Raw genomic sequence first — 25,631 nt, forward strand, 5'->3', positions numbered from 1 at the left:
ATGACTAAAATAGCCACTACGGTTTGGGAGGAATGTCTGTCTTTTATTGAAGATAATATCAAACCGCAAGCATACAAAACTTGGTTCGAACCGATCAAGCCTATTCGAGTATCTGGAGAAGTTTTAACAGTGCAAGTACCTAGTAAGTTTTTTTATGAATGGTTAGAAGAACATTATATTAAATTACTTCGTGTGGCTCTTGTAAGAGAGTTAGGAAAAGATGCCAAGTTGGTGTATGAAGTAAAAATGGAAAATGCTTATAGCAGTAATAGTCCTCAAATTGTAAAAATCCCAAGTTCAAATAGAGCACCTTTAAAAGCACAAAATGTTGCTGTACCGTTAGAGTTAAAAAAACGTGAACTAAGAAATCCATTTGTGATTCCTGGTTTGCAAAAAGTAAAAATAGAATCTCAATTAAATCCTAATTATAATTTTCAAAGTTTTGTAGAGGGAGATTCTAACCGTTTGGCAAGATCTGCGGGAATGGCTGTGGCTAATAAACCGGGAGGTACTTCGTTTAATCCCTTGTTGATTTACGGTGGAGTTGGATTAGGAAAAACACATTTAGCACATGCTATTGGTGTTCAAATAAAAGATAAATATGCAGATAAAACTGTATTGTATATTTCTTCGGAGAAATTTACGCAACAATACATTGATTCTGTAAAAGGAAATACAAGAAATGATTTTATTCATTTCTACCAAATGATTGATGTTTTAATAATTGACGACGTTCAATTTTTATCAGGTAAAAAAGGAACACAAGATGTGTTTTTCCATATTTTCAATCATTTACATCAAAACGGAAAGCAGGTAATTCTAACTTCTGATAAAGCACCTGTCGATATGCAAGATATCGAACAACGTTTGTTGTCTCGTTTTAAATGGGGATTGTCTGCAGAATTGCAAACTCCAGATTTTGAGACTAGAATTTCGATACTTCAAAACAAACTATTTAGAGATGGTGTTGAGATGCCAGACGAAATTGTTGAGTATGTAGCTAAAAATATCAAATCGAATGTTAGAGAACTTGAAGGGGTATTGATTTCAATGATTGCGCAGGCTTCTTTTAATAAAAAGGAATTCACAATGACGTTGGTAAAACAGATTGTGGATAAGTTTGTTAAAAATACCAAACGCGAGGTTTCTATTGATTATATCCAAAAAGTGGTTTCTAAGTATTTTGATATGGATGTTGCAACATTACAATCAAAAACTAGAAAGCGCCATATAGTTCAGGCCAGACAATTAGCAATGTATTTTGCCAAAAGAATGACAAAATCATCTTTGGCAAGTATTGGTTCTCAAATAGGAAAGAGAGATCATGCTACAGTATTACATGCTTGCAAAACAGTTGATAATCTTACTGAGACTGACAAGCAGTTTAAAAAATATGTAGAAGATCTAACAAACAAATTAACTTTCTAAGAAATGCTTAAGGTCTTGATGGTGTGTTTGGGGAATATTTGTAGGTCTCCATTGGCTGAAGGTATTCTTAAGTCTAAAGTAGATGCCAATCATGTTTTTGTTGATTCTGCTGGAACGGGAGCGTACCATGTAGGGAATTTACCAGATCCACGATCTATAGAAGTAGCAAAGATGCATCACTTAGATATCACTGACCAAAGGGCGCGAGCTTTTTCTTCTGAAGATTTTGATCAATTTGATTATATTTATGTGATGGACGTTTCTAATTATAGAAATGTTCTAAAGCTTGCTGCAAATGATTCTCAAAAATCAAAGGTACAGCTTATTTTGGATGTTCTGCATCCTGATGAAACAATGGAAGTACCAGATCCTTATTATGGTGGTGATGGTGGTTTTGAGTATGTGTATCAATTGTTGGATGAGAGTTGCGCGATAATTGCAGAAAAACTAAAGAATTAATAACGAAATGATGGGAATAGGGAAGTTGTATTTAATACCTACCACGTTAGGTGAGAATGAACCGTTAGAAGTGATGCCAATTTCTGTAAAAAAAGTAGTGGAAGATTTGGACTATTTTATTGTAGAAAATGAAAAATCTGCACGTAGGTTTATCAAGAAATTAACTCCTAAAAAACCACAGCCAGACTTAAAGATTATGCTTGTTGATAAGTATGCTAGTGCTTTAGAAGTACAGCATTATTTAGATGTTTGTAAGGAAGGTATCTCTGTTGGTTTGTTGTCGGAAGCTGGTGTTCCTGCTATAGCAGATCCTGGAGCTGATGTTGTAAAACTAGCACATCAACAAGGGGTACAAGTAGTTCCATTGGTGGGGCCTTCTTCAATTTTGATGGCTATGATGAGTTCTGGTATGAACGGTCAAAATTTTGCTTTTAATGGCTATTTACCTATCGATAAAGGTGATAGGAAGCGTGAATTAAAGTTGTTAGAGAAAGTTTCTAAAGAAAGAGGACAATCTCAGATTTTTATCGAAACGCCTTATAGAAATGGAAAAATGTTTGACGATTTAAAGGCTGCCTTACATCCAGAAACGAGAGTTTGTATTGCTGCAGATATTACCTTGAGTTCAGAGTATATCAAAACATACTCTATTAAAGAATGGTCAAGAGTAAAGCCAGATCTTCACAAAAGACCTGCGATTTTTATCATTCAGAGATAATCATTACTTAGCCTAAAGAAGGAAGCCTGTTTTTCTCAATGATAGAAGTGTCATATCCTCTAAAATTGTACATATACTGTTCAATAGTAGTTCCGAAACCGTCTTCAAAATGAAAATTTCCATTAGAGCGTAAAAACTTTTTTACGTTTCCTGCTCCTGCCAAATGTGCAGCTGCTAATATTCCAGATTCGGTAATCACAATTCCATTAATTTTCTTACCTACAGATCTTGAAATGTCCTTTCTAAGGATCCACTTGTTTACCTTGCAGTATGCAATAAAAGCTTTTTCTTGTAACTCTGGGTTTTTTAGAAAAGCCTTTGTATCAGTTATTGCGAAACGGGCTAAAGTACCTTTTGCGAATTGATACTTTCCAAGATATCCGAAAGAATTTACGACTTGATATTTTCCACCAGATTCTTTAAAAGCCAAAGCTTCTTTAAAGTGATAAAAGCCATTTTTGTTATAAGGGCCTTTAAAATCATTTTCAAGGTGGGGGGCTTTTAATTTGAAAATTTCATTTTCATTAAAAGTGATTTTAGAATAGCTATCGTTGGTATTAAATGTGAATACTACAATCGCTAGAACAAAACTTAAAAAAAACTTATTTTTGATAGATTCCATACGAAATATATTTTCTGTCTCAATTTGTTTTTTGAAGCGGCAAAGATACGTCTTTTAATTTGTATGTAAGTGAACTTAAATTTAAGAGAAAATCAATAATAAATCCAATGACCTTTTATTTTTCCATTGCTAGTAAATTCAATAGTTGGAGCTGGTATTTTAATAAAATTCAAAGTAGTAAAAACCGTATTTAAAAATCTTGATTTGGTTTTTATTTTGGTAAGATCAAGGTCGAAAGATGCGTAAAACTGTCTGTAACGTGTAGAGGTTTCTAATTCATGTCCTGGGTAACTTGTTAGCATTCCTTCTGCACCATATCCGAAGGCAATATTCAACCATTTCGGAAATTTGCTCTCTTTTGCAAACGACCACACATTTGCAGAAAGCCAATAGGTTTGTCCGTTATAATCTTTTAAAGCTTGTTCAAGAAAACTTTCACCCAAAATATCAGGATTGAGTTGTGCATACTCCGATTGATGAAACGAATATTTAAATGAAATTCGTTGTTCTTTCCAGGCTAATTCTTGTCCAATCAATAGAGCTGTACCTGCGGCATTTGCAATTAAATCACCTGTAGAAGCACCCCACTCACTCGAAAATCCATCTAAAACTTCTATGGCTGTTAGAAATACAAAACCAATGGGCGCACCATACAATAGCTGATCGCGTTTGCTTGCTCCGGCCCAATCCATTGCAGACATACTTAAGCGTCCTAGTTGATAGGCAGAAAAGGCATGCCCTACTTTATCCATTTGAAGCCAGGCTCCATTATCATTGATAAAATGAAATTTAGATCTAGGATAATCAGCATACCAAAGTTGATTTAAACCTATAATTGCTGTTGTAGCTAAAGCTGCTTCTGTGATGTAAACTCCTTTAAGTCTAGGTTTATTTAAAGTATCTGACTTTGTGAAAAAGGAATGCTTTTCTTGCGCTTTTCCTGAATTTAGAAAAACGAATAAGCAGGCAAAGAAAAGTAGATTCTTAGAATTCAAAAAAGTGCTTTTTGTAAAAATAAGAAATTATCTATCGGTTTACACCTTGTTTAGAAAGCCATTGTTGGTATTTTCTAGCATTTTTGTTGTGATCGCTTAAGGTTTTAGCAAAGGAATGTTTTCCAAAATCTTCAATGCTAGCACACATATAATAATAATTGTGCTTCTTAGGATTTAGGACAGCATCAATAGAAGAGATGTCTGGCATTGCTATAGGACCTGGGGGAATTCCTTTGTACTTGTAGGTGTTGTAAGGAGAGTCAATACTTAGGTCTTTGGTGAGCACTCGCTTGACTTCAAAGCCTTGTCCATGTTTTTCTTTTAAAGCAAAAATTACCGTTGGGTCAGATTGCAAAGCCCATTTGTGATGGTACCTATTTAAGTATAAACCAGCTACAGTTGGACGTTCAGGAATATGTGCCGTTTCTTTTTGAACGATAGCAGCTAGAGAACTAACTTGTATTGGAGTAAGGTTTTGTAATTGTGCTTTATGAAGTCGGTTGTTGTTATTCCAAAAACGTTTGTATTCTTTAAGCATTTTAGTTCTGAAAGCCTCTGCACTAGTATTCCAATAAACTTGATAGCTATTTGGAATGTACATTGAAAGCGCAGTATTGGTGTTGAAGTTATGTTGTTTTAAAAAAGTTTCGTCTTGAAAAGCTCTTAACAATGAAACTGAATCCGCTTCAATTTGTACTGCAATTCGTCCTGCTAGGTTTTCTAAACGATGTTGATTGTTAAAGCTTAGTTTTACCGGTGTTTGCTTTCCACTACGAAGTAGATTAACTAATTCATTATTATTAGCGCCCGCTTTGATTGAATATAGACCCGGTTTTATGTTGGAAGCATATTTTTTTTTCTTTGCAACCCATTCAAAATCCTCTACATCTTCTAGGAAAGGAGTTAGAATAATTTTTAAAGAATCGATTTGAGTGCCTGTTGGTATTTTCACTAAGGCCGTTTCTTTTACATTTTTACCATATATTTTAGAATAGTAATGAAATGAAATAATGATTAAAAAGGTGATCAAAAGGATCGCTCCTAGAAGTGTGGTTTTTTTATTCATGGTCTCCAGTTATGGAATGTATAAGTTGATATGTGGCTTCGTCATAGAATTGATGGTCGTAATATATCCAATCTGTTTTAACACCTACATTTTTAAATTTAAATTTTTCAAACAGACGTAAACTACTGTGGTTATCCGTGGTGATGTTTGCATATAACTGATGTAAGTTAAGGTAATGGAAACCGTAAGAAATAATCATTTGTAAAGCCTCAGAAGCAATTCCTAATTTTTGGAATTTTTCTATCACTAGAATTCCTATTCCAGCGCGTTTATTAAAGGCATCAAAATCAAATAAATCAATCATCCCAACGGGAATTTTTAATGATTTATCTTCAATAACAAAACGAGCTTGTCTGGCTTCATAAATGTCTTGATGCGCATTTGCAATGTAATTTTTTAGAATGTGCTTTGAAAAAGGAACTTGTGTACCACTAACTTTCCAGTGAGATTCGTCATTTTCTGTGTCATACAAAAACTGAAGGTCCTCAGGTTCTAATGGGCGTAAGTTAATTTTATTACCTTTTAAGGTTTTCATTCTATGGATTTCAATTACAGCTCAAAGTTTCCTTTAAAAACAAATTTTGCAGGTCCTTTAAGAAACACATCATGGAAAGAATTTTCTTTTTTGTTAAAAGAAACTTCTAATTCTCCTCCTTCAACCAAAAGTTTAATTTGATTGCTTTTTGTAATGTTTTGTTCAAACATGGCAATGGCTACAGCAGTTACACCTGTACCACAAGCCAATGTTTCGTCTTCAACACCACGTTCATAGGTTCTTACTCTAAACGTAGTATCATCAATTGCTTCTGCAAAATTCACATTCGTTCCTTCTTGAAAATACGGAGCACCATTTCTGATAGTTTTCCCATTGGTATAAACATCAAAAGCACCGATATTTTCAACCATTTGTACATGGTGTGGAGATCCGGTGTTTAAAAAAGCGTATTCCTCATTGATTTGAATATCTTCAACATCGATCATTTGCAAGTTTACCAAGCCATTTTCAATAGAAGCATGATGTAAGCCATCTACTGCGTCAAAGGTTGTTGTATTTCCAATCACTCCTAAGTCATGTGCAAAGGCAACTAAGCAACGTCCTCCATTACCACACATGGTACTTTCATTTCCATCAGCATTATAATATACCATAGTAAAATCATAAGTATCTGATGGGTTCAAAAGGATAAGTCCATCGGCTCCAACCCCAAAACGACGATCACAAAGTTTATTGATTAATGCTGTGTCATCTTGTTTGAAATGCAAATCTCTGTTATCGATCATTACAAAATCATTTCCGGTTCCTTGGTATTTATAAAATGGTAAATTCATTACTGTGTATTTTGCTAGGCAAAGTTACACAATAATATAAAAGTTCAAGAATTAGCTTGAGAATTTAAACAAGAAAGTAGTTAACTGTTTGATATGCTAATTTTACACTGTTCGGCACATTTTTCTCCATCAATAGCGGCAGAAATAATACCTCCTGCATAACCGGCACCTTCACCACAGGGGTACAAGCCTTTAATTTGTGGATGCTCTAAAGAATCATTATCTCTTGGTATTCTTACAGGAGATGAGGTACGAGATTCTGGGGCATGCACTACAGCTTCATTGGTTAGGTAACCTCTCATAGAGGAGTCAAATTGTTTGAATCCTTGTTGAAGGGTTTTGTGAATAAATGAAGGAAAAACTTCTGCTAACTCCACCGAAGTGGTTCCGGGTTGGTAGCTTGTTTTAGGAATATCATTTGATAATTTTCCTTTTGTAAAATCTGCCAAACGTTGCGCGGGAACTGTTTGAGTTTCTCCTCCTAAGCGCCATGCATGCTGTTCAATTTTCTTTTGAAATTCCATTGCTGCAAGTGGTCCGTATTTTTTAAATTCTTTGAAATCTTCTAATCTCAGTTCTACAGCAATTCCTGAATTGGAGGTAGGTTGATCTCTTTTGGAAGGAGACCATCCATTGGTTACAACTTCACCAGGACTTGTAGCGCAAGGAGCAATAATTCCACCTGGACACATACAAAATGAATAAACTCCTCTACCTTTTACTTGTTTTACGATGCTATAAGGAGCAGGCGGTAAGTATTCACTTCTGATATCACATTTGTATTGTATGCTATCAATTAAACTCTGAGGATGTTCTACACGAACACCTAGAGCAAATGGTTTGGCTTCAATTAAGATGTTTTTTTTGTGTAATAATTCAAAAATATCTCTGGCTGAATGTCCGGTAGCTAAGATTAGCTTTTTTGCTTTGATGTTGGTTCCATCTTGTAGCTCAACTCCATCAATTTCATTTTCTTTGATTAAAATATCAGAAACTCTAGCTTCAAATCGTACTTCTCCGCCGTTCGCAATGATTGCCTCTCTCATGCTAGCGATGATTTTGGGCAATTTGTTGGTACCAATATGTGGGTGCGCGTCGATCAATATATTTTTTGTGGCACCAAAGGCAACTAATAATTTAAGGATAGCATTCACGTCTCCTCTTTTTTTAGACCGTGTGTATAGTTTACCGTCAGAATAGGTACCTGCGCCACCTTCACCAAAACAATAGTTAGAGTCTTCATCAACGATATGTAATTTGTTAATAGCCGCAAGATCTCTTCTTCTAGCTCTTACGTCTTTTCCTCGTTCTAAAACAATTGGTTTTAAGCCTTTTTCTATAAGTTTCAAAGCAGCAAATAAACCTGCAGGGCCTGCTCCAACTACAAGAACTTCTTCTTTGTTGCTGCAGTTTTGATAATCAGGCAGGCTAGGAAGTTGCTCAGAGAATTCTTCGTGTATATAAACAGCAACTTTTAAGTTTATTTTTACAGTCTTTTGTCTAGCGTCAATAGATCTTTTTAGAATTTCAACATGTTTGATATCATCTGTAGCTACCTTTAATTTGTAGGAAACCTCCTTTTTTAATAGCCATTCCGTGGCAGCTACTTTTGGTTTTACTTGAAGTTGTAGTTCTTTAGGCATATTGCAGTAAGATTTCAGGAAATTCTAGTATTTCTATTTGAAGAAATACCAAATAAAACCAAATTTGATTTTAAAGTCGGTATACGGTTTGCTTGGAGCAGCGTAGTAATAATTGTTTTTTGTTAATTGCATTAAGTTTTCAAAAGTAAAATACAATTTTGTTCGTCTGATTTGTGCATTTATAAAGGCATCAAAGATCGGTTTACCACCAATCAACTCTGTTGTCTGTAATGTAAATTCACCTAACAATGGGTTGAAATTATTAGCATTGTAAGCGTTGAAATATTTACCAGTAATTCCTGTTTGTAAAAACAATGATTTTTTCTCAAAGAAAACTTTAGAAAAATAGAAAGTACTTCGGATTACAGCATCAGGTAATTTGTAAACATTAGCTCCACTGGTAACTTGCTGATAGATTAGGTCCGTATCTAAACCAAAATATCCAAACTTTAAGTCGTTGTGTGCTCTAATTTTAAAATAATTTACAGTGCTATCATATTGTTTTGGTGCAGATTGAGCTTGTTCGTCAAAATAGGAATAGTTCTCAATTTGCGTGATGGCAGCTGAGGCTTGTACCCATTTGGTAGCAAAATCAAAGTGTAACGTTCGGGTTTTTATATTTTTAAACTCGTTATACCAGTTGTAGTTTACAAAATTACTTTGGAAAAGTAAAAAGTTAGCATTGGGAGATTTTGAGTTTAATAAAAGTGAACTTGATAACTTAAAGTTTTTGGTGTTTCTAAAAGCGGCTTCCACAAATAGATTATTTCCGTTAATGCTTCCTATGATATTGGTAGAAGCACTTGCATTCAAATGGAATGCTTTGAAAGATGCTTTCCAGTCTGCTCCTAGAGATATGGCATCATTTTTAATTTGATTTGGGATAACACCAGTATCTGTGTTCACTACTTTTTTATATCCTTGGTAGTAATAATGGTAGCCGGCTAATACTCTAAACTTTCCTAGTAAATATGGACTCGTAAAATCAATATACGCTTTGTTATCCATAGATTTATAAGACGTAAGATCATTGGTTTCACTTGAGAAATAATCTCCAAAATATTCCGTACTTGTAGGTTTTAGGAAATTAAATTGTTTGGTTTCATAATTGAAAATATGTCCTAATTTTACATTAGATATTTTTTTAGGAATGGTATCCTTAGTGGTAAACAGTTTAAAGTTATGGTCAATAAAATATCTTTTCCCTGTCAAAACACTTTCAGCATCTTCCATATTAACATCCAATCTTCCACGGTCACTGTACTCAGAATTATTAGATTCAAAATCTGCTTTTCGCTCATCAACAATTCCACCATTTTCTTGATTTAAGGTTCTTTGATTGGTGTTGTGAAAACGAAATCTATATCGATCGTTTTTTGTTTTGTAGGAAACGGTTCCTGTAAAGTTTTTAAAACTACTCAAAGAGTTTCTGTAGGCACCCAAAGAACGCAATCCAACATAGCCTAAAGAAACGTTGAGATTTTCAGTAAGGTTGATCGCTATTTTAGAGTCTAGCACTTGCCCTTGTTCAATCCCGTTTCTGTACATAATTTCAGTAGTAGGTGTTGGAACTTGATAGTAAAGAACATCTTCAACTTGTTTGTAACCAATGTTTCTTGGCGTTTGTCCCATGCTTGGAACGATGTCTTGGTTATTGAAGTCGTTTGTCAATTCCGTAAACACTTGCCCTTGATTTTGAAAAGCATGTGTGCCAAACATATCCTTTCTCATGAAGTTCATTTTGTACTGACTGGCAATACTTAAAGTGGTATCCAAAACAACCGTGTCTTTTGCATGGTTGATAATTTTATACAATAAGTAATCTGCTTTTCCTGATTCTGGATCTACTTTTGCACCTTCGTCATCCTCGTTTTTTCTTGCAGCTAACGGTCTTGCTTTTTTTTCGGTAAAGTCGTTTAAATTATAGATTTCAGGTTCTTTAATACTGTCTTTTTCCTGTGCGTAAAAGCATATTGAAAAAAATAAAGAAAATACAGTAAGTAAAAACTTTTTCATAGGTTTTGTAGGTGGTATTACCTGAAAAATAAATCTAAATATATAAAAAATGTCAGAGGCAAAGGTAATTTATTTATTCAGAAAGTATAGCTTTTATAAGTTTGAAAATTCTTCTTTTTTTTGGCTAAAAACATTAGATATATAGAGCCAAGCTAAAAACGATGTATTATTTTTACCACGCATTAATTTTTAGAACTATGTCATTAAAATTAAAACATACAAAGTTTAAGTTAGAGGCTGGTACAGACGAGGCAGGTCGTGGGTGTTTAGCGGGGCCGGTGGTTGCAGCGGCGGTTATTTTACCTGATAATTTTAGCCATCCTTTATTAAATGATTCTAAAAAGCTAACAGAAAAACAACGTCAGTTATTACGACCAATTATAGAAGAAAAAGCGATTTCTTTTGGCGTTGGAGTGGTGGATGAAAAAGAAATAGACCAAATAAATATTTTGCAAGCTTCTATTTTAGCGATGCATAAATCTATAAGCGCATTAGATTCCATTCCTGAATTTATTTCTGTTGATGGAAATAAATTCAATGCCTATAAAAAAATACCCCATGAAACGATAATCAAAGGGGATGGTAAATATTTAAATATTGCAGCAGCATCTGTTTTAGCGAAAACTTACAGAGATGATTTTATGGAAAAATTAGACGCTGAATTTCCTTGTTATAATTGGAAAAAAAATAAAGGTTATCCTACAAAGGAACATAGAAAAGGGATTTTAGAAAATGGAAGTTGTAAATACCACAGAAAAACGTTTCGTTTGTTGCCAAAAGAAGAATCCTAGTAAAATGGCTGTTTTTTATCTTTAAAAAGTGCTATTTGACGAATATGTTATGTTATTTGAGACATATGTACTCCTTTTCAAATCACAATCTCTTTACTTTTGTAGTATGTTTAATTTTTTTTGATTACTAATGTTGATTTTAGTATCAATTAGCTGAATACAATTTGGAGAGGTTGTACAAAGCAAAAACAAGATGCCCAATTTATTTGGGCATTTTTTTTACAGAAAAAAAATTAAGATTCTTGCAGTAATTTATTTAGAGAAATAATTTGTTGTGCTTCCTTTACATCATGCACTCTTAAAATCTGACTCCCTTTTTGCAAAGCAATCGTGTTAGCATAAGTTGTAGCATTCAGCGCTTCTGATGCCGAAATTTCAAGAGGTTTGTATAGCATTGATTTTCTAGAAATTCCTGTTAGTATAGGGCAATCTAATGAATGAAATAAATCTATATTTTTTAGTAATTCATAATTATGAGCTACGGTTTTTCCAAATCCAAACCCTAAATCAATAATGATATCGTTTAGTCCCATTTTTTTTAAGGTATTAGTCTTTTTAGAAAAATCCAAAATAATTTCTTCAGTAATATTCCCATATTGAGGGTTGTCTTGCATATTCTGCGGGGTTCCTTGCATATGCATCACGATATAGGGTACTTGCAGTTCTACCGCGTTTGCAAACATATTAGCATCAGCATTACCTCCCGAAATATCATTGATGATTGCTGCACCTGCCTGAATACATTTTTTTGCTACAGTACTCCTAAAGGTATCAATAGAAAGTAGAATGTCAGGAAAGGTTTTTACCAATAGTTTTACGATGGGTAGTATTCTTTGGAGTTCCTCATCTTCAGAAATATGAGTAGCACCAGGACGAGAAGAATACGCTCCTACATCAATAAATGTGGCCCCATCCGTAAGCATTTTTTCAACCTGTTTTAGAATGCTTTCTTCATCGTTATATTTTCCGCCATCAAAAAAAGAGTCAGGTGTTATGTTTAGAATTCCCATAATTTTTGGAGAATCTAAGTTGATCAGTTTTCCTTTGCAATTGATTGTAGTCATAATTTATTTTTGAAAATCAGGTTTGGAAGCTCGCATCAACTGTACTGTGAACTTTAAAAATGATTTATGAGGGATTTCTCTTAAAATTTTATAATTTCGTTTGCGATAAATATCGCTTCTGATGCTTTCAAAATTACGAGCGAAATTTACAATATTATTTTCAATCTTTCTTATGCAAAACACATCTAAACAATACGATGCTATCATAGCAACATGTAGTACTTTATTCGAAAATAAAATGACTGATTACGGAAGCGCTTGGCGTATTTTACGCCTATCCTCTTTAACGGATCAAATTTTTATCAAAGCGCAAAGAATTCGTCAATTGCAAGAAAACGAAGTGAGAAAAGTAGATGAAGGTGAAGTGTCTGAATTTATTGGAATTATCAATTATTCCATCATGGCTTTGATTCAGTTAGAAAAAGGAGTGGCGCAACAACCAGATTTAGATACAGAAGAAGCTGTAGCCCTTTACAAAAAACATATTGATATTACCAAAAGCTTGATGGAGAATAAAAATCATGATTATGGTGAAGCATGGAGAGATATGCGTGTTAGTTCTTTAACAGATTTGATTTTGCAAAAATTATTACGTGTGAAGCAAATAGAAGACAATAAAGGAAAAACCATTGTATCTGAAGGTTTGGATGCAAATTATCAAGATATGATCAATTACGCCATTTTTGCGATGATTCATTTAGGGCAAGCAAAATAATTTCAAATTATAAAAAATGAAAGGAATTCTAATATTTGTTGCAAGGATCTTAGTGTCCTTTACATTTTTATATTCAGGTTTTGTTAAATTGGTAGATCCGCTTGGGTCTTCCTATAAGTTTGAGGAGTACTTTGGTGCCGATGTACTGAACCTTGAATTTTTAATTCCGTTGGCCTTACCATTTTCCATTCTGTTGATTTTGGTTGAAATAATGCTGGGTGTTACCTTATTATTAGGTTACAAGCCTAAAGTTACTGTTTGGAGTCTATTAGGAATCAATACGTTGTTTTTATTTTTAACTTGGTATTCTGCCTATTACAATAAGGTAACAGATTGTGGATGTTTTGGAGATGCTTTAAAATTGAGTCCATGGGATACCTTTTACAAAAATGTAATTTTGATGGTATTATTGTTACCATTAGTTTTCAATAAAAATTTCATTCAGTCTATTTTTAGCGATAAAATCATGAGGAATATATCTCTATTTGCTCTAGGGATATTTATCTATATAACTTATTTTGTTTTAGCACATTTGCCTATTATTGATTTTAGGGCCTATGCCATTGGTAAAAACATACAAGAGGGGATGGAGTATATAGATGGTAGTGATGAATTGCCACCTGTGCATGATTTTTTCCTAGAGTCGGAAACGGATGATTTAACAGATCAAATATTACAAGCGGAAAAAGCGATTTTAATTGTAAGTTATGACATAGAACTAGCAAATGACAAAGGCTTTGAGGTAATAAGAGAAGTGGCGACGCAGGCAATTGAAAAAGGCTACAAGGTTTATGGGGTGTCATCCTCTTCCTCAGGAGCTACTCGTGAGGTGATGAATCGCCATGAGCTGCCTTTTGAATTTTTATTTTGTGATGGAACTACCCTTAAAACCATTATTCGAGCAAATCCAGGAATTGTAACTTTAGAGAAAGGTACAGTGGTAGGGAAATGGAATTGGCGAGATGCCTCTACTGATTTGGAATAGCAAACCACAATAGTGTTCATAACAAAAAAGCGATACCCAACGGTATCGCTTTTTTGTTATCAAGAAATATTTAAATTATTTTACAATAACTTTTATTTTCATGGTATTGGAGTGACCAGGAAAAGTACATACCAGCCAATATTGACCGCCATGTCTTGGAACTTCAAAAAATATTTTTTCTGAAGATTCTGGTCCCACAATTCCAGTATGGTTTAATACACTTGGAGAGTTCGGAACATAGTTATATTTAGGAGCATCTAGTCCTAATGCTAATGCGGCTTCCCCTAAAGCGTTTGGAACATCTGCACCTGGTTTTGCAAATACCACATTGTGTAACATATCATCACTGTTGATGAAATTCAATTCTATCTTAGCATTTCTTTCTAAAGTAATTTCTTTGATATCAAATTTCATTCCTGGTTTAGTACCAATGGTAATTTTTCTATCCGGGCCATCCGTCCAAGTAAATGGCATTTCATTGGTTCTTTTCTTTTGTTTGATTTTGTTGCTTTTCTTTGGCATCTCAGGCATCGATGGCGAATTTAAAACACCTCCAGGAACTTCATTTAGAGTATAATAGGCAGCATTGTGCAATAGTTTTTCTCCAGAAGTAGCCTGTACGCCATGAGCCTTTAATTGGTGTATGAAACCTAAGCGCATACCATGTACCATTAGTTTAACCGTTTTGCCATCTTCAGAAACAGTGGCTTTATGAATCATTGCATTTTGGTTGTCTTCAATCGGACTTCCGTAGGTTCTGTGATATCTATAAGTAAAACTTTTCATATCGTAGTTGGCTACATCTTCTGCAATTTTTTTATCCACGGGTTTTGTGAACTCTAGTAGAAACCCATCATTTAAGGCCTTCATCGTTTTGATTTCAAAAGGAGTCTTACCCGTCCACTCTAATCTTTGTAGTCCGTATGGTTTTCTACCTCTTGAAGCCCATCCTCTGCTGGTCATACCAACAAACATGTTGTTCTCATTACCCCAAATCATTCGTAAAACACCTGAAGAAAAACCTTCTCTAAATGGGAAAGCCGCACCTTGGTAAACACCATTTACCTTTTCCATATAAACACGCATAATTTTAGAATGCCCTTGATCACCGACAAATAGTTGGTTTTCAAAAGGTCCAAAGTTGATACCTTTTTTATGGTACAACATATCCGATGTAGAAATTCCTAAAACCGTATGAGGGAACCAAATAGCTGGAGCTTTTAATTCTGGAACTTTTTTGGAGTATTCAAATAAGGTCATTCCTGAAAACTCCTCGATATCTTCGATTTTTAATTTTAGCGGAGATTTTGGATCATCTGTCCATTTCAATCCAGAAACATGGCCTGCAAAATCACCAGATTCTAAGTGTGTTAATCTACCAGAACCAACCCAATCACCTTGGTTTTCTGTGAAAAATAAATCATCATTTTCATTGATTCCAAAACCAGCAGGCGACCTAAGTCCTGTTGCAATTGGGGTCATTTCACCTTCTGGAGTTATTTGTAACATCCAACCTCTCCATTTGGTAAGGGCAACTCCACCAACTCCATTCACCCAAGATAGGTTTAAAGTTACAATAAGGTCTCCATTGGATTTTATTTTGGGTCCATAAGAATATTCATGATAGTTTCCAGACAAAGGCCAAGAAAAGATACTTTTATAAACATCCGCTTTTCCGTCGTTATTTTTGTCTTCCAAACGAGTCAATTCTCCTCTTTGTGAAAGGTAAAAACCATTATTTGTATAGGCCAATCCTAACGCTTCGTGCAAACCATTTGCATAGAGATTATAGGTTGCATTTTTGGACAATGGGTTGTCAATCAACCAAACTTCACCTTTTCTGGTGGACACCCCAAGTTTATTGTCATCTGTCATGGCCAATCCACCAACTTCTAAAACAACATCCTTAGGTATTGGTACGTCAATAATTTTATAGAATTCTGATTCCTTAATATCTGCGGCTGATTTTTTCTGAGCTATTGCCACCATCTGTAATAGAACCAAAAGGATGCTCGCTATTTTTGTATATGCTTTCATAATTTTTTATTTTTTACCAGATGATTGTATATTCTAATGTTTGCTTTCCACTTGGAATTTTTACAAGTAGCTCTTCCTTGCCTTTTGATTTTCTAATAAAAGGTTTCAAATTAGAATCAGAAGGAAATTCAACATAATAACTGGTATTGTTAATGATGTAGCCTCCAGTCTTTAGTGGTTTGATAGAAACTCCTTCATTTATTTTATGGTATAATTCATTCGGCCCTTCTATTTTTATTTTTCTTGTAATTCCTCTCGTGGAATTGCTTGGGTTCATTTCATTAGTTATTTTAGTTGCTCCCATTTGATGTGTATAAACAGGTCTTCCTTTTGTGTTTAGAATATAGCTGTCAAACTTAATATCTTCAATAGAGGTGTTCCACTCTTCATTTTCTGATTTCAGTTGTGTAAATTCTCTGTATCCAAACATTGGTACTGCAAAAGATCCGGTTCTACCAAATTGCTCCGTCCCTCTTGAACTCCACATTTGTGTGGCATCAAAAAATAAGTCACCACTCCATACGGATAATAGGGAAGCATGATCTAAGTCAAATGAATAATGAATACCTTCTGGAGTTCCGGCAGAAATGCAGTGCATTCTTTTTTCTCCGTGGTGGTACATAAAACTACGTTGAGTATTTGGGTGTGCTGAGGCATGCACCGTATGTTTTGGATTTCTTTTTAAAGGTTTTTTACCTGTTGATAGATTTGGATCTAAGGATTGAAGTTTTAGGTGCGGACCTTCAACATTCAAAACAACACTTCCCATCCAAGGACTTCCTTTGCTGGCCATTAATTCAAAAGGAACAGCTGTTCCCTTTTCTAAGTATATTTTAGTAGAGGTAATACGCTTTTTGTTTATTAATAACTGAGAAATTCCTCCAATGGCAGTTTTATAGTTAAATAAATAAGTTCCGGTTTCTGGCACATTAATTTCACCAGAATAGTAAATGGTTTTAGCGTAGTTTCTACTTTTAAGCATTCCTAAAGTTACTTTAGATACTTTCTCTGCTTTTATTTCTTGTACCATGTTTAAATCTGGTACTTTAGTTTTGTAGATTTTGTTATATTCTTTACAAAGTAAATTGTTGAACGTTATATTTTGAGGGGTATAGGTTTTATAAACAATATTTTTAATAGCTACAGGGCCGTGGTCTCCTTGTATCATAAGAGATGCTTTTGCAACTTCATCAGCAAAAGCTGCTGCGCGTGTAGGACCTGTTACCGAAACGTTTTCTTGTATTAATACACCATTCAGCCAGACTTCATGAAAAATAGCATTTTTCGTCTTTTTTCCTGCTTTGTTAAATCTAGGAGCACTGAATTTTATTTTTAGATGCTGCCATAATCCGGGCGCTTTAGCTGCGTTTACTTTAGGATTATGTCCTTCATATCCTTCTTTGCCTTTTTTCTTGCTTTTGTCCCAACGTTGGTAGATACCTCCAATATCTTTGTATTTAGGATGTTCCACGCCCCAACTATCAAACAGTTGAACTTCATATCTACTTTGTAAATAAATACCAGAGTTAGAACCTTTCGGCATCATAACATCAAGCTCAATATCTATGTCCTCGTGCTCCAGAACCGTAAATAAATTTTGTTTTGCATTGTCTGTAGGATCATTCATTAATATGCCAGTTCCCTTAGTACCTGCAATTTTTCTCCATTGCGTTTTATCTGCAAATGCAGATCCAACAATTTTCCAATTGTCTGTTACTTTTTTAAATGATGATAAGTCTTTTAATTGAATTTCTGTATAAGGGAGAGTTGCTGTATGAACAGCTCCTTTTACAGCTTTTTTTTGAGGATCTGTTTTATTACAGGATAGTAATAATAAAAGAACCGACAAGCCTAAAAAATAATTTTTCATTCTGATGTTGTTTAAGTTTTTTTGAGCTTCTGTTACAGAGGCAGGTAAAAATAATTTTTTTCACTAGTTATTCTGTTTAATATTGTTCAGTGAAAAAAACTGAACAATATTTAAATCAGTAGGATAGGATTTACCTGTGACTTATGAAGCCAAATGATTATAACAAAGAAAGAGAAATTGAAGTAATCTGAATATACTGATTGTCTAAATCAATAGCATATATGGTTTTGAGCAAAGAAAAAAAGTGTTTTTTTCTATTGTCTCAATGCCTGAATAATAAGGTTGTTTCTGCTAAGTTTAATGGGGATATAGGGGGCTATTCAGTAAGTAATCCTTTTTTTACCCCTGCTTCGATGGCAATGTTTAGATGGTTTTCAGAAGGGGGAATTGGACAAGAATAATTGTGGTTGTAGGCGCAATACGGGTTGTACGCTTTGTTAAAATCAATAACGATAGTATTATTAATGATATTACTGATAAAAACATCTACATAACGACCACCTTCATAAGTTTCTGTTCCGTTGGTAGTATCTTTAAAAGGCAAGAATAAATAATCTTTATAGTCAAAACTAAATTTAGAATCTTGACTTTGGTATATTTTCAAAACCTGTTTTTGTCCGTTCAAGATAAAGGTAGCAATTGCATATTGCTGGTATAATGGAGTTCTGTTACTGGTGGTTTCCATTTTAAATAACGGAGCATCAGGTGTTCGTTTTACAGAGGCTACTACCACATAATTTTTATCCCAATTATAAAAAGGTAAGCCTTTGAATGCTTTTATATCTTTTTTACTTAATGGAGAGTTGTCTTTGTTACCATATTGCAAGTTCAATTCTGCCTGAAAAGATTTCTGAGCAGATTCCGTTTGAGCTTGAGTTGCGAATAATGTTAGACAGAAAATAAAAGTAGTAAGATATTTCATTTTTATAGGATTGTAATTTTTGCAAGGTAATCAAAATGTTCGCCTTCTTGTAAAAGTTCGCAATGCATTCCGTTATAGTTAGCGCAGCGTTGCAAAGTATTGTAATCTACATACAACCAAGGAAAAGAAGTAGCTTTTTCGTTTTTGTACGACATGTCAAAAGTAACTTCACCATAGTAGGTTATATCGCTCGGAATCCAATGTTCACCTTCTTCATCTTCATACATATAAATGATATCTGATGAATCAATTAATATTTGACCTTTTGGTGTTAATAAAGATTTTAATTTGAGTAAAAAAGGGGCCAAATTATCTAGTGTTCCACATATTCCAGTGCCGTTCATTAAGGCTAAAATTGTATCAAAAGATCTGTTTTCTAAAGTCCAAATATCTTGAACAATGCTATCCTTAATACCTCTTTTTTTACAAACTTCTATCGCTCCTTTAGAAATGTCTAAAGCAGTTGTTTTTTTGTTTTTCTCTTGAAGATAAAGCGAATGACTTCCTGCACCAGCGCCAAGATCTAAAATAGTTCCTTTACAATTTTTAAGAGCTATTTGTTCTAAAGTAGGCATTTCATCAAACGAACGAAATAAATAAGGTAAAGGCATAGTGTCTTCCTCTGCAATTGAAGAATTGGTAACCAGATCCTCGGTATAATCTCCGTTTTGGTAATCTAATAATGCAGTTCCGTAGATGTCTTTGGACATGTAGTTTTTTTGCAAATTTAGTAAAATAGCAGAGCAAAAAATAATTTTAAAAACGATGCTTTTAAGAATTACACACTTTACAGTCTTCTATGTTTTTGTGTTCCCCTATAAGATGACCATTTGCATCAAGTTTATAGTCACAGCAATCCATAAAACCTTTTTTTAGTAATTCTCTCCCTCGTTGAATTCTTGATTTTGCAGCAGGCAATCCTATCGATAAGGTATCTGCCGCTTTTTGTTGTTTGTACCCTTTGATATCTGTTAAAACAAGAATGTCTTTATATTTTTTAGGTAAGTTAAGGATCAACGGTAGCACACAATCTTTGGCATGATGGTCATCTTTTGAACTTTCTTCAGTAGTATCATTGATCTCTGAAGGAAGCACAATGTCTTTTTTTCTAAAATAATCTATGGTAGCATTGTTAGCGATGGTAAAAAGCCAAGATTTTAATTGTTTCTTTTCTTTTAATTCGTGTTTGTGCAGATGAATTTTTATAAATACTTCTTGCAAGATATCTTCAGCAATAGATTCATTTTTGACCTTGCTAAAAATAAATTTTTTCAAGCCAGTTGCGAATTCAGACCAAATTTTTTCTGTATCCATAGTTCCATGATATTTCCTTCTCTTTAAAAATCAATTTTAAAGAGAAGGAAGATTAGTTAACAATTACAATTAGCGCAAGTACAAGATTCGCAAGTACAAGTGGCACATTGTCCATTTTTGCAAGATTCACAATTGCAAGTACAGTTTGTATTTTTCATAATGTTATCATTTAATAGTTAAAGTTACTTATAAGACGCAGGAATGTCAAAAAAGATGCAAAAAATACTGAAAAAATAGAATATTTTTTTTCCAACCAATGATAAGCCCTATTTTTGCTCGACTATAAAAGAGGAAAATGGATTTACCAAAATTAGTAGAAGGAGATTTTTATTGGAATGAAGATGGTTATCGTGTTTTTACAGAACAATATCATCTAAAAAGAGGGTATTGCTGTAAAAGTGGATGCAAACATTGTCCGTATAATTACGATAAAAAAACAGATTCTTTTAAGTGATAACAGAACACATCAAAAGCTTGGCTTCCGAGATCGTATTTAGCTAGCTTGTGATGTCAGTTCATGGATTGTATGGAGAACAATTGGCGTCTTACTTCTCGATACTAATTTCTTCATTTCATTCCTAAATTCACTCGAAGTGACAATAAAACAAGGACGCACGAGAAATAATTCTAACTGATTCTAGAATTTTAAAAAAGTAGTTTAATGAGTTTGGAATCAGCGTGTTTACTAGAATTGATGTCTACTGCACAAAAGACCAAACCAAAATTCTACTTACTTTAGCACCTTGTCCCATTGGGATTGTTTTAAATGTTGTAGCACCTAGTTTTTTTAGCAATACTTTTAGCGGACGAATATTTTCTTTTTTAGAAACAAGAGTAGTAAACCAAGTCACATTTTCTGCATGATGTTTACTCTGACGGATCATGTTTTTTAAGAACATAATTTCTCCTCCATCACACCAAAGTTCATTATGCTGTCCACCAAAATTTAAAGTTTCTGCCCCTTTAGATTTTAGATTTTTTAATTTTCTTTTGGTAGCTGCCGTTGCTGCTGCCTCAGATTCATGGAAAGGAGGGTTGCAGATACTGATATCAAATTTTTCTCCTTCGTTAATTGCGCCTCTAAAAATATCTTTCTTATTTTTCTGTAAACGCAATGTGACTGCTTTTTGTATTTCAGGGTTTGATTTCAAAATTTGAGATGCTGAAGTAAGGGATTTTTCTTCAATATCCACCCCTACAAAAGACCATCCGTATTCTTGATGTCCTAGAATAGGATAAATACAATTGGCCCCAACACCTATATCTAAACATTTTATTTGTGGACCTGTGGGAATCTTTCCTGTAGAATTTTCAGCTAATAAATCAGCAATGTAATGGATGTAATCCACACGTCCAGGTACAGGAGCACACAAAAAACCTTTAGGGATTCTCCAATCTTTAAGCTGGTAATAATGGAGCAATAGGGCTTTGTTTAATGCTTTTACCGCATTAGGATTAAAAAAATCTATTGAATAAGTGCCATATTCATTTTTAGAAACAAAAGGTTTTAATGCAGGTAATGTTTCAATGAGCACTTTGAAATTGTATTGACCTTGATGTTTATTTCTAGGATGCATTATGGGAGCAGTTGGTTTTGCCATTGGAAGTGTTTTTTTTCAAGCTAGAAAAACTAGTTGAGTGTAAATTAAATTGAATTAGAAAAACCTTTAAATTCTTTGTTCGCTAAGATTTCTGAAACTGCGGTTTGGTAACTTTTGATATTTTTAGCTTTTTTGATTTTTTTATACACCTTTTGTGGATTGTCAAAAGATTGTGCAAAATACTCCCAAAAGCCTAACATTTTCATTCTAATAGGAGTCGGACCTTGCAAAAAGGCATCATATTGTTCAAAAATAGTATCATGAAAAGCTCTAAAAATCTCCATACTATTTTCAGGATATTCTGTGGTATTCTCTTTGATCATTTTGGGCAAAAAAGGATCTGCTATCAAACCTCGGCCTATCATCCAGTGGTCTATTGCAGGAAAACGTTCTTGCACTGTTTTAAAGGAGGCTACACTAGTAATATCTCCATTATAATATAATTTGTGTTGGGTGTTGTCAATACAATTTTGGAACGAATCCCAATCAACGCCACCTTTGTACAACTGTTTTCCAATCCTAGCATGAATGGCAATATTTTTCAATGGATAATTGTCTAGAATTGGAAATACGTCTTGTATTTCTTCAGGAGTTTCATAGCCCATACGCATTTTCATAGAAACAGTAATATCCGTTTCGTTGTGTACACGTTTTAAAATATGGTCTATTTTTTCTGGTTGACAAATCAAACCAGACCCCATTCCTTTTTTAGTTACCATCGGATAGGGACAACCTAAATTCCAATTCAATTCTTTATAGCCCAATTCTTGAATGTATTTCACCACATATAAAAACTCTTCATCAGAGTTGGTCATAATTTGTGGAATAACCTCCAAGGTGTCATTATGTTCTAGGTCTAGGTCTCTTTTATAAGATGATTTGATTACTAATTTACCATTCATACGAATGTAAGGAGCATAAAAAGTATCAATACCACCAAAAAATTTGTGAAAAGCATTTCTAAAACGGAAATCCGTAAATCCTTGTAAAGGAGAAGAAAGTAAAGTAAGACTCATAAATCAAATATTCGATGCAAAGATACATTAGTTCTTTAGTATCTCATCTTATAGTTACTTGAATTTATTGTACAACAATTAGAAAGGAAAATTTGAATTCAACACCTTTCAGAATTAGCTATCCATAAAACAGAGTGAGAAGAAAGTAGAATTAGTAACGAGTAAATAATTTTGAATTTATTTTGAGTACTCAATTTTGTGTTATCACCTCATTTTTTGGTTGCTTTAAGAATGTTTTTTGTGTTCGCTTTTGAGGATTTTATAACTTTTCTTCGCTCATATGATAAATGGATAAATAATGGCAATTGTTAAAGGAAAAATTGAAACATTAAAAAGAATTAGAGAGGTATTAGAATCTCATGGTATTCATAAGTTTGCTTCTGTAGCCGAAATTCATACATTTTTGCGAAACCACGAAAAGGACAAAAAGGCTATTTTATTAAATGAAAAAAATATTTTTGAAGAGGAGTTTGAATTAAAGCGTTTTGAAGCACTGCAGTTAGAAGAAATTTACAAAAAGAAACTAGATAAAGTACAGGGATATTTTTTAGCTAAAACAGAAAAATGTAAAAAACGATATCAAATTCATAAAGAAAGTCAACCAAAAGACTTTATCGATCAGTCTGATAGAATGTTGTATATGATTGGTTATAAGTTGAGTGAAATATTTTTTTTAAGTGTGGGACAGTTTTATCCGGCTTGGGTGGTTTCAAAGTCTAAAAATAGATGGAAAAATAAAAATGAAGCTTTTGAGAACTTATTACAAAAGAAGAGTTTTTTGATAGCAGAAAGAAGCTCTCATAAATTGAAAGAACAAGATAGAATTAAAGAGGTGGTAGATGGATTAAAGTCGGTAATTGCCGGTGCTGTTGGCGAAAATAAAGTCGTCAAAGAACTAAGGAAGTTGTCAGATGCCCATATTGTGTTTAATGATTTCTCTTTTAGTTATAACAAAATGTTAGTTCGAAGGGATGTTGCTAAGAAAATATTTTGTGTTCAAATAGACCATCTTCTGATTTCTAATGCAGGTATATTTATATTAGAAACCAAAAATTGGAGCAAAAGGTCTATTCAAAATATAAATATGCGTTCTCCAATCCAACAAATAATAAGGGCTAGGGGTGCTTTGGAATTTTATGTTTCCAATAGAGAAAATCAAAAAAACATTTTTAAAGAAACAAATCATTGGGGTAAAAGAGAAATACCAATTCGGAATGTAATTGTTATGCTTAACGCAAAACCGTTTGGAGAATTTCAGTTTGTTACGATAAAAATGATACATGAATTATTGGAGTACCTCAAAAGATTTCAACCAGTTTTAACTGATTTAGAAGTTCAAAGATTGAGTGATTATTTAGAATCTATCAAAGATTAAAGAGATTCAACACCTTTCAGAATTTGCAAACATGAGTTTTATCAAATAATAAAAAATGGCTACTTTAGAGCAAAATATAAAACAGCTATATGAAATATTACAATTATTATATGACCATGTTTTTAGCAGGAAGTTTAACATTAACCTCCTGTAACGAAAGCAAATCTGAGGAAAAGGAAAAAGTACCCGCGCCGACCATGAAAATGAGTACGGCCATTCCAGAAGGAATTGCAACACCCAATGCCCTTAAAACAGAAACCTTAGGAACTTTGGAGTTTTTTGATGGGGTGCCAACTCCAAAAACAGAGGATGAGGTTTATAATTATATAGATCTACACAATGCAGTTGATGCCTATGTAAAGGGAATTCAAATTGCCTCTATGGAAGCCATGAAGCAAGGATTACTTTCATTGGGACCTGCAAATACAACCGCTTTTTTATTTGAAGATTTAATGGATTCGAAGTCTTTATGGCTAACTCCAAATACCACTTCTGTTTATATGGCCTCTTGGTTAGAGCTAGGAGAAGAGCCTATGGTTATTGAAACACCACCTGATGTTTTAGGGATTATTGACGATCATTATTTTAAATATGTTGCAGACTTTGGTCGATTGGGGCCAGACAAAGCAAAAGGAGGTAAGTTTTTAATTGTTCCTCCTGGATATAAAGGAAAGGTGCCCAGTAAAGGATATCATGTATACCATACGAATACTTATGGTCATTGGGTGATTTGGAGAGGTTTTCAAAAAAATGGAAGTCCAAAACCTGCGGTAGATGCAACAAAAGCAACTTTTAAAATGTATCCATTATCCCAAAAAGACAATCCACCAGCAATGACTTTTGTGAATGTCTCTGGAGATGCTCACAATACCATTCATAGAATGGATGCTGAGATTTATAATGAGATTAATGCGGTTATTCAACACGAACCATTGATTGGTGAAAACCCGGAAATTTTAGGTTCGTTGGCTGCAATTGGAATTAAAAAGGGCCAAGAGTTTAAACCAGATGCTAGAATGCAAGCCATTTTAGAAGAAGCTGCAAAAATAGGAGCAGCGATTGTAAGAACACAAATGGCAAAACCACGTGCAGATTATTTGTATAAATTTCCTGGGACAAAATGGTTGAATCCATTGGCGTATAAAAGTTATTTATTTGAGCATGAAGGGTCAAGGTTGTTAGACGCCCGAAGCGCTTTTCATTTTTATGCAACAGGGATTACGCCCGCAATGTCAATGAAAATTATTGGGAAAGGGTCTCAGTACGCTATTGCTTATTCTGATAAAGATGGAAATACTTTTGATGGAGGCAAAACGTATAAATTTCATATACCACCCAACCCACCAATGAAAGAATTTTGGTCGTTTACGATTTACGACAATCAAACTCGATCTATGTTACAAACAGATCAGCAATTTCCTGGAATTGATAATAATAAAAAAGGATTGTTGCAAAACGCAGATGGAAGTTGGGATATATATATTGGACCAAAAGCACCAAAAGGTTTGGAGAACAATTGGATTCAAACCGTGCCAGGAAAAGGATGGAATACTATTTTTAGATTGTATGCTCCTTTAGAACCTTGGTTTGAGGGAGAATGGTATCCTTCTGATGCGGAAGAAATAAATTTATAAACTAGTAAAAAAGGATTCTTTGGAATCCTTT

At 33.9% G+C, this 25,631-nt stretch carries 24 protein-coding genes; 9 read left to right on the forward strand and 15 right to left on the reverse strand.

Features of this window, described 5'->3' with window-relative positions:
• From dnaA to AC2DZ0_RS00015, 3 genes are read left to right on the forward strand one after another with little or no spacing between them, the layout of a single operon-like run.
• The gene (dnaA, locus tag AC2DZ0_RS00005) at nt 1-1,428 is read left to right on the forward strand and encodes a chromosomal replication initiator protein DnaA (RefSeq protein WP_300326300.1); all 1,428 of its coding nucleotides are present in this window, start codon (nt 1-3) and stop codon (nt 1,426-1,428) included.
• 3 nt (nt 1,429-1,431) lie between these two features.
• A complete protein-coding gene (locus AC2DZ0_RS00010) occupies nt 1,432-1,887 on the forward strand; it encodes a low molecular weight protein-tyrosine-phosphatase (RefSeq protein WP_484642893.1) in 456 nt (151 codons plus the stop codon).
• Between the two features lie 10 nt (nt 1,888-1,897).
• The gene (locus tag AC2DZ0_RS00015) at nt 1,898-2,605 is read left to right on the forward strand and encodes an SAM-dependent methyltransferase (protein WP_484642895.1); all 708 of its coding nucleotides are present in this window, start codon (nt 1,898-1,900) and stop codon (nt 2,603-2,605) included.
• 7 nt (nt 2,606-2,612) lie between these two features.
• Here AC2DZ0_RS00015 and AC2DZ0_RS00020 read toward each other — a convergent pair whose 3' ends face one another.
• The 7 genes from AC2DZ0_RS00020 to AC2DZ0_RS00050 all read right to left on the reverse strand — a co-directional run bounded on the left by AC2DZ0_RS00020 (nt 2,613) and on the right by AC2DZ0_RS00050 (nt 10,276).
• Nucleotides 2,613-3,227 (reverse strand): lysozyme family protein, encoded by a 615-nt coding sequence (locus AC2DZ0_RS00020; protein WP_484642897.1) that lies wholly within the window; start codon nt 3,225-3,227, stop codon nt 2,613-2,615.
• A gap of 92 nt (nt 3,228-3,319) precedes the next feature.
• Nucleotides 3,320-4,222, reverse strand: coding sequence for a DUF2279 domain-containing protein (locus AC2DZ0_RS00025; RefSeq protein WP_484642899.1), 903 nt, complete (start codon nt 4,220-4,222; stop codon nt 3,320-3,322).
• Between the two features lie 31 nt (nt 4,223-4,253).
• Nucleotides 4,254-5,288, reverse strand: coding sequence for an endolytic transglycosylase MltG (mltG, locus tag AC2DZ0_RS00030; RefSeq protein WP_484642901.1), 1,035 nt, complete (start codon nt 5,286-5,288; stop codon nt 4,254-4,256).
• Nucleotides 5,281-5,823, reverse strand: a complete 543-nt coding sequence (locus AC2DZ0_RS00035; protein ID WP_484642903.1) for a GNAT family N-acetyltransferase — start codon at nt 5,821-5,823, stop codon at nt 5,281-5,283. Before AC2DZ0_RS00035 ends, mltG begins: the two co-directional genes overlap by 8 nt.
• Nucleotides 5,824-5,837: 14 nt before the next feature.
• Nucleotides 5,838-6,617 (reverse strand): diaminopimelate epimerase, encoded by a 780-nt coding sequence (dapF, locus tag AC2DZ0_RS00040; protein ID WP_484490991.1) that lies wholly within the window; start codon nt 6,615-6,617, stop codon nt 5,838-5,840.
• An 80-nt stretch (nt 6,618-6,697) separates the two neighbouring features.
• Nucleotides 6,698-8,260: an NAD(P)/FAD-dependent oxidoreductase gene (locus AC2DZ0_RS00045; RefSeq protein WP_484642904.1), complete on the reverse strand. Its 1,563-nt coding sequence runs from the start codon at nt 8,258-8,260 to the stop codon at nt 6,698-6,700.
• A 33-nt stretch (nt 8,261-8,293) separates the two neighbouring features.
• Nucleotides 8,294-10,276, reverse strand: coding sequence for a putative porin (locus AC2DZ0_RS00050; protein ID WP_484642906.1), 1,983 nt, complete (start codon nt 10,274-10,276; stop codon nt 8,294-8,296).
• 197 nt (nt 10,277-10,473) lie between these two features.
• On the opposite strand from AC2DZ0_RS00050, the gene AC2DZ0_RS00055 reads away from it, so the two are divergent.
• The gene (locus AC2DZ0_RS00055; RefSeq protein ID WP_484642907.1) at nt 10,474-11,067 is read left to right on the forward strand and encodes a ribonuclease HII; all 594 of its coding nucleotides are present in this window, start codon (nt 10,474-10,476) and stop codon (nt 11,065-11,067) included.
• 233 nt (nt 11,068-11,300) lie between these two features.
• Here AC2DZ0_RS00055 and folP read toward each other — a convergent pair whose 3' ends face one another.
• On the reverse strand, nt 11,301-12,131 hold the full coding sequence (gene folP / locus AC2DZ0_RS00060; RefSeq protein ID WP_484642908.1) for a dihydropteroate synthase: 831 nt from the start codon (nt 12,129-12,131) through the stop codon (nt 11,301-11,303).
• A 172-nt stretch (nt 12,132-12,303) separates the two neighbouring features.
• Between folP and AC2DZ0_RS00065 the strand changes: the two genes are divergently transcribed.
• Together AC2DZ0_RS00065 and AC2DZ0_RS00070 are read left to right on the forward strand one after the other, a co-directional pair.
• Complete coding sequence (locus AC2DZ0_RS00065) at nt 12,304-12,846, forward strand: DUF1599 domain-containing protein (RefSeq protein WP_484490996.1); 543 nt, start codon at nt 12,304-12,306, stop codon at nt 12,844-12,846.
• Nucleotides 12,847-12,862: 16 nt separating this feature from the next.
• Complete coding sequence (locus AC2DZ0_RS00070) at nt 12,863-13,831, forward strand: DoxX family protein (protein ID WP_484642910.1); 969 nt, start codon at nt 12,863-12,865, stop codon at nt 13,829-13,831.
• 75 nt (nt 13,832-13,906) lie between these two features.
• Here the strand turns inward: AC2DZ0_RS00070 and AC2DZ0_RS00075 are convergent, their stop codons facing one another.
• The 5 genes from AC2DZ0_RS00075 to sigZ form a co-directional block, all read right to left on the reverse strand.
• Nucleotides 13,907-15,868: a plastocyanin/azurin family copper-binding protein gene (locus AC2DZ0_RS00075; protein ID WP_484642911.1), complete on the reverse strand. Its 1,962-nt coding sequence runs from the start codon at nt 15,866-15,868 to the stop codon at nt 13,907-13,909.
• A 13-nt stretch (nt 15,869-15,881) separates the two neighbouring features.
• Entirely contained in the window at nt 15,882-17,738 is a 1,857-nt protein-coding gene (locus tag AC2DZ0_RS00080) for a 3-keto-alpha-glucoside-1,2-lyase-like domain-containing protein (protein WP_484642912.1), read from the reverse strand.
• Nucleotides 17,739-18,054: 316 nt separating this feature from the next.
• Nucleotides 18,055-18,660, reverse strand: a complete 606-nt coding sequence (locus AC2DZ0_RS00085) for a DUF1684 domain-containing protein (RefSeq protein WP_484642914.1) — start codon at nt 18,658-18,660, stop codon at nt 18,055-18,057.
• Between the two features lie 2 nt (nt 18,661-18,662).
• Entirely contained in the window at nt 18,663-19,370 is a 708-nt protein-coding gene (locus AC2DZ0_RS00090; protein ID WP_484642915.1) for a class I SAM-dependent methyltransferase, read from the reverse strand.
• A 61-nt stretch (nt 19,371-19,431) separates the two neighbouring features.
• Entirely contained in the window at nt 19,432-19,974 is a 543-nt protein-coding gene (gene sigZ / locus AC2DZ0_RS00095) for an RNA polymerase sigma factor SigZ (protein WP_484642916.1), read from the reverse strand.
• A gap of 295 nt (nt 19,975-20,269) precedes the next feature.
• Here sigZ and AC2DZ0_RS00100 point away from each other — a divergent pair, with 295 nt between their 5' ends.
• Nucleotides 20,270-20,428 (forward strand): C1orf53 family protein, encoded by a 159-nt coding sequence (locus tag AC2DZ0_RS00100; RefSeq protein ID WP_484491003.1) that lies wholly within the window; start codon nt 20,270-20,272, stop codon nt 20,426-20,428.
• A gap of 244 nt (nt 20,429-20,672) precedes the next feature.
• On the opposite strand, the gene rlmF is transcribed toward AC2DZ0_RS00100, so the two are convergent.
• Both rlmF and AC2DZ0_RS00110 read right to left on the reverse strand, forming a co-directional pair.
• On the reverse strand, nt 20,673-21,575 hold the full coding sequence (rlmF, locus tag AC2DZ0_RS00105; protein WP_484642918.1) for a 23S rRNA (adenine(1618)-N(6))-methyltransferase RlmF: 903 nt from the start codon (nt 21,573-21,575) through the stop codon (nt 20,673-20,675).
• Nucleotides 21,576-21,619: 44 nt separating this feature from the next.
• Complete coding sequence (locus AC2DZ0_RS00110) at nt 21,620-22,591, reverse strand: tRNA dihydrouridine synthase (RefSeq protein WP_484642919.1); 972 nt, start codon at nt 22,589-22,591, stop codon at nt 21,620-21,622.
• A 298-nt stretch (nt 22,592-22,889) separates the two neighbouring features.
• Here AC2DZ0_RS00110 and AC2DZ0_RS00115 point away from each other — a divergent pair, with 298 nt between their 5' ends.
• Nucleotides 22,890-23,966: a nuclease-related domain-containing protein gene (locus AC2DZ0_RS00115; protein WP_484642921.1), complete on the forward strand. Its 1,077-nt coding sequence runs from the start codon at nt 22,890-22,892 to the stop codon at nt 23,964-23,966.
• Between the two features lie 89 nt (nt 23,967-24,055).
• Nucleotides 24,056-25,600: a DUF1254 domain-containing protein gene (locus AC2DZ0_RS00120; RefSeq protein ID WP_484642922.1), complete on the forward strand. Its 1,545-nt coding sequence runs from the start codon at nt 24,056-24,058 to the stop codon at nt 25,598-25,600.
• Nucleotides 25,601-25,631 lie beyond the last annotated feature (31 nt).

Source organism: Flavicella sp. IMCC45668 (assembly GCF_057219105.1).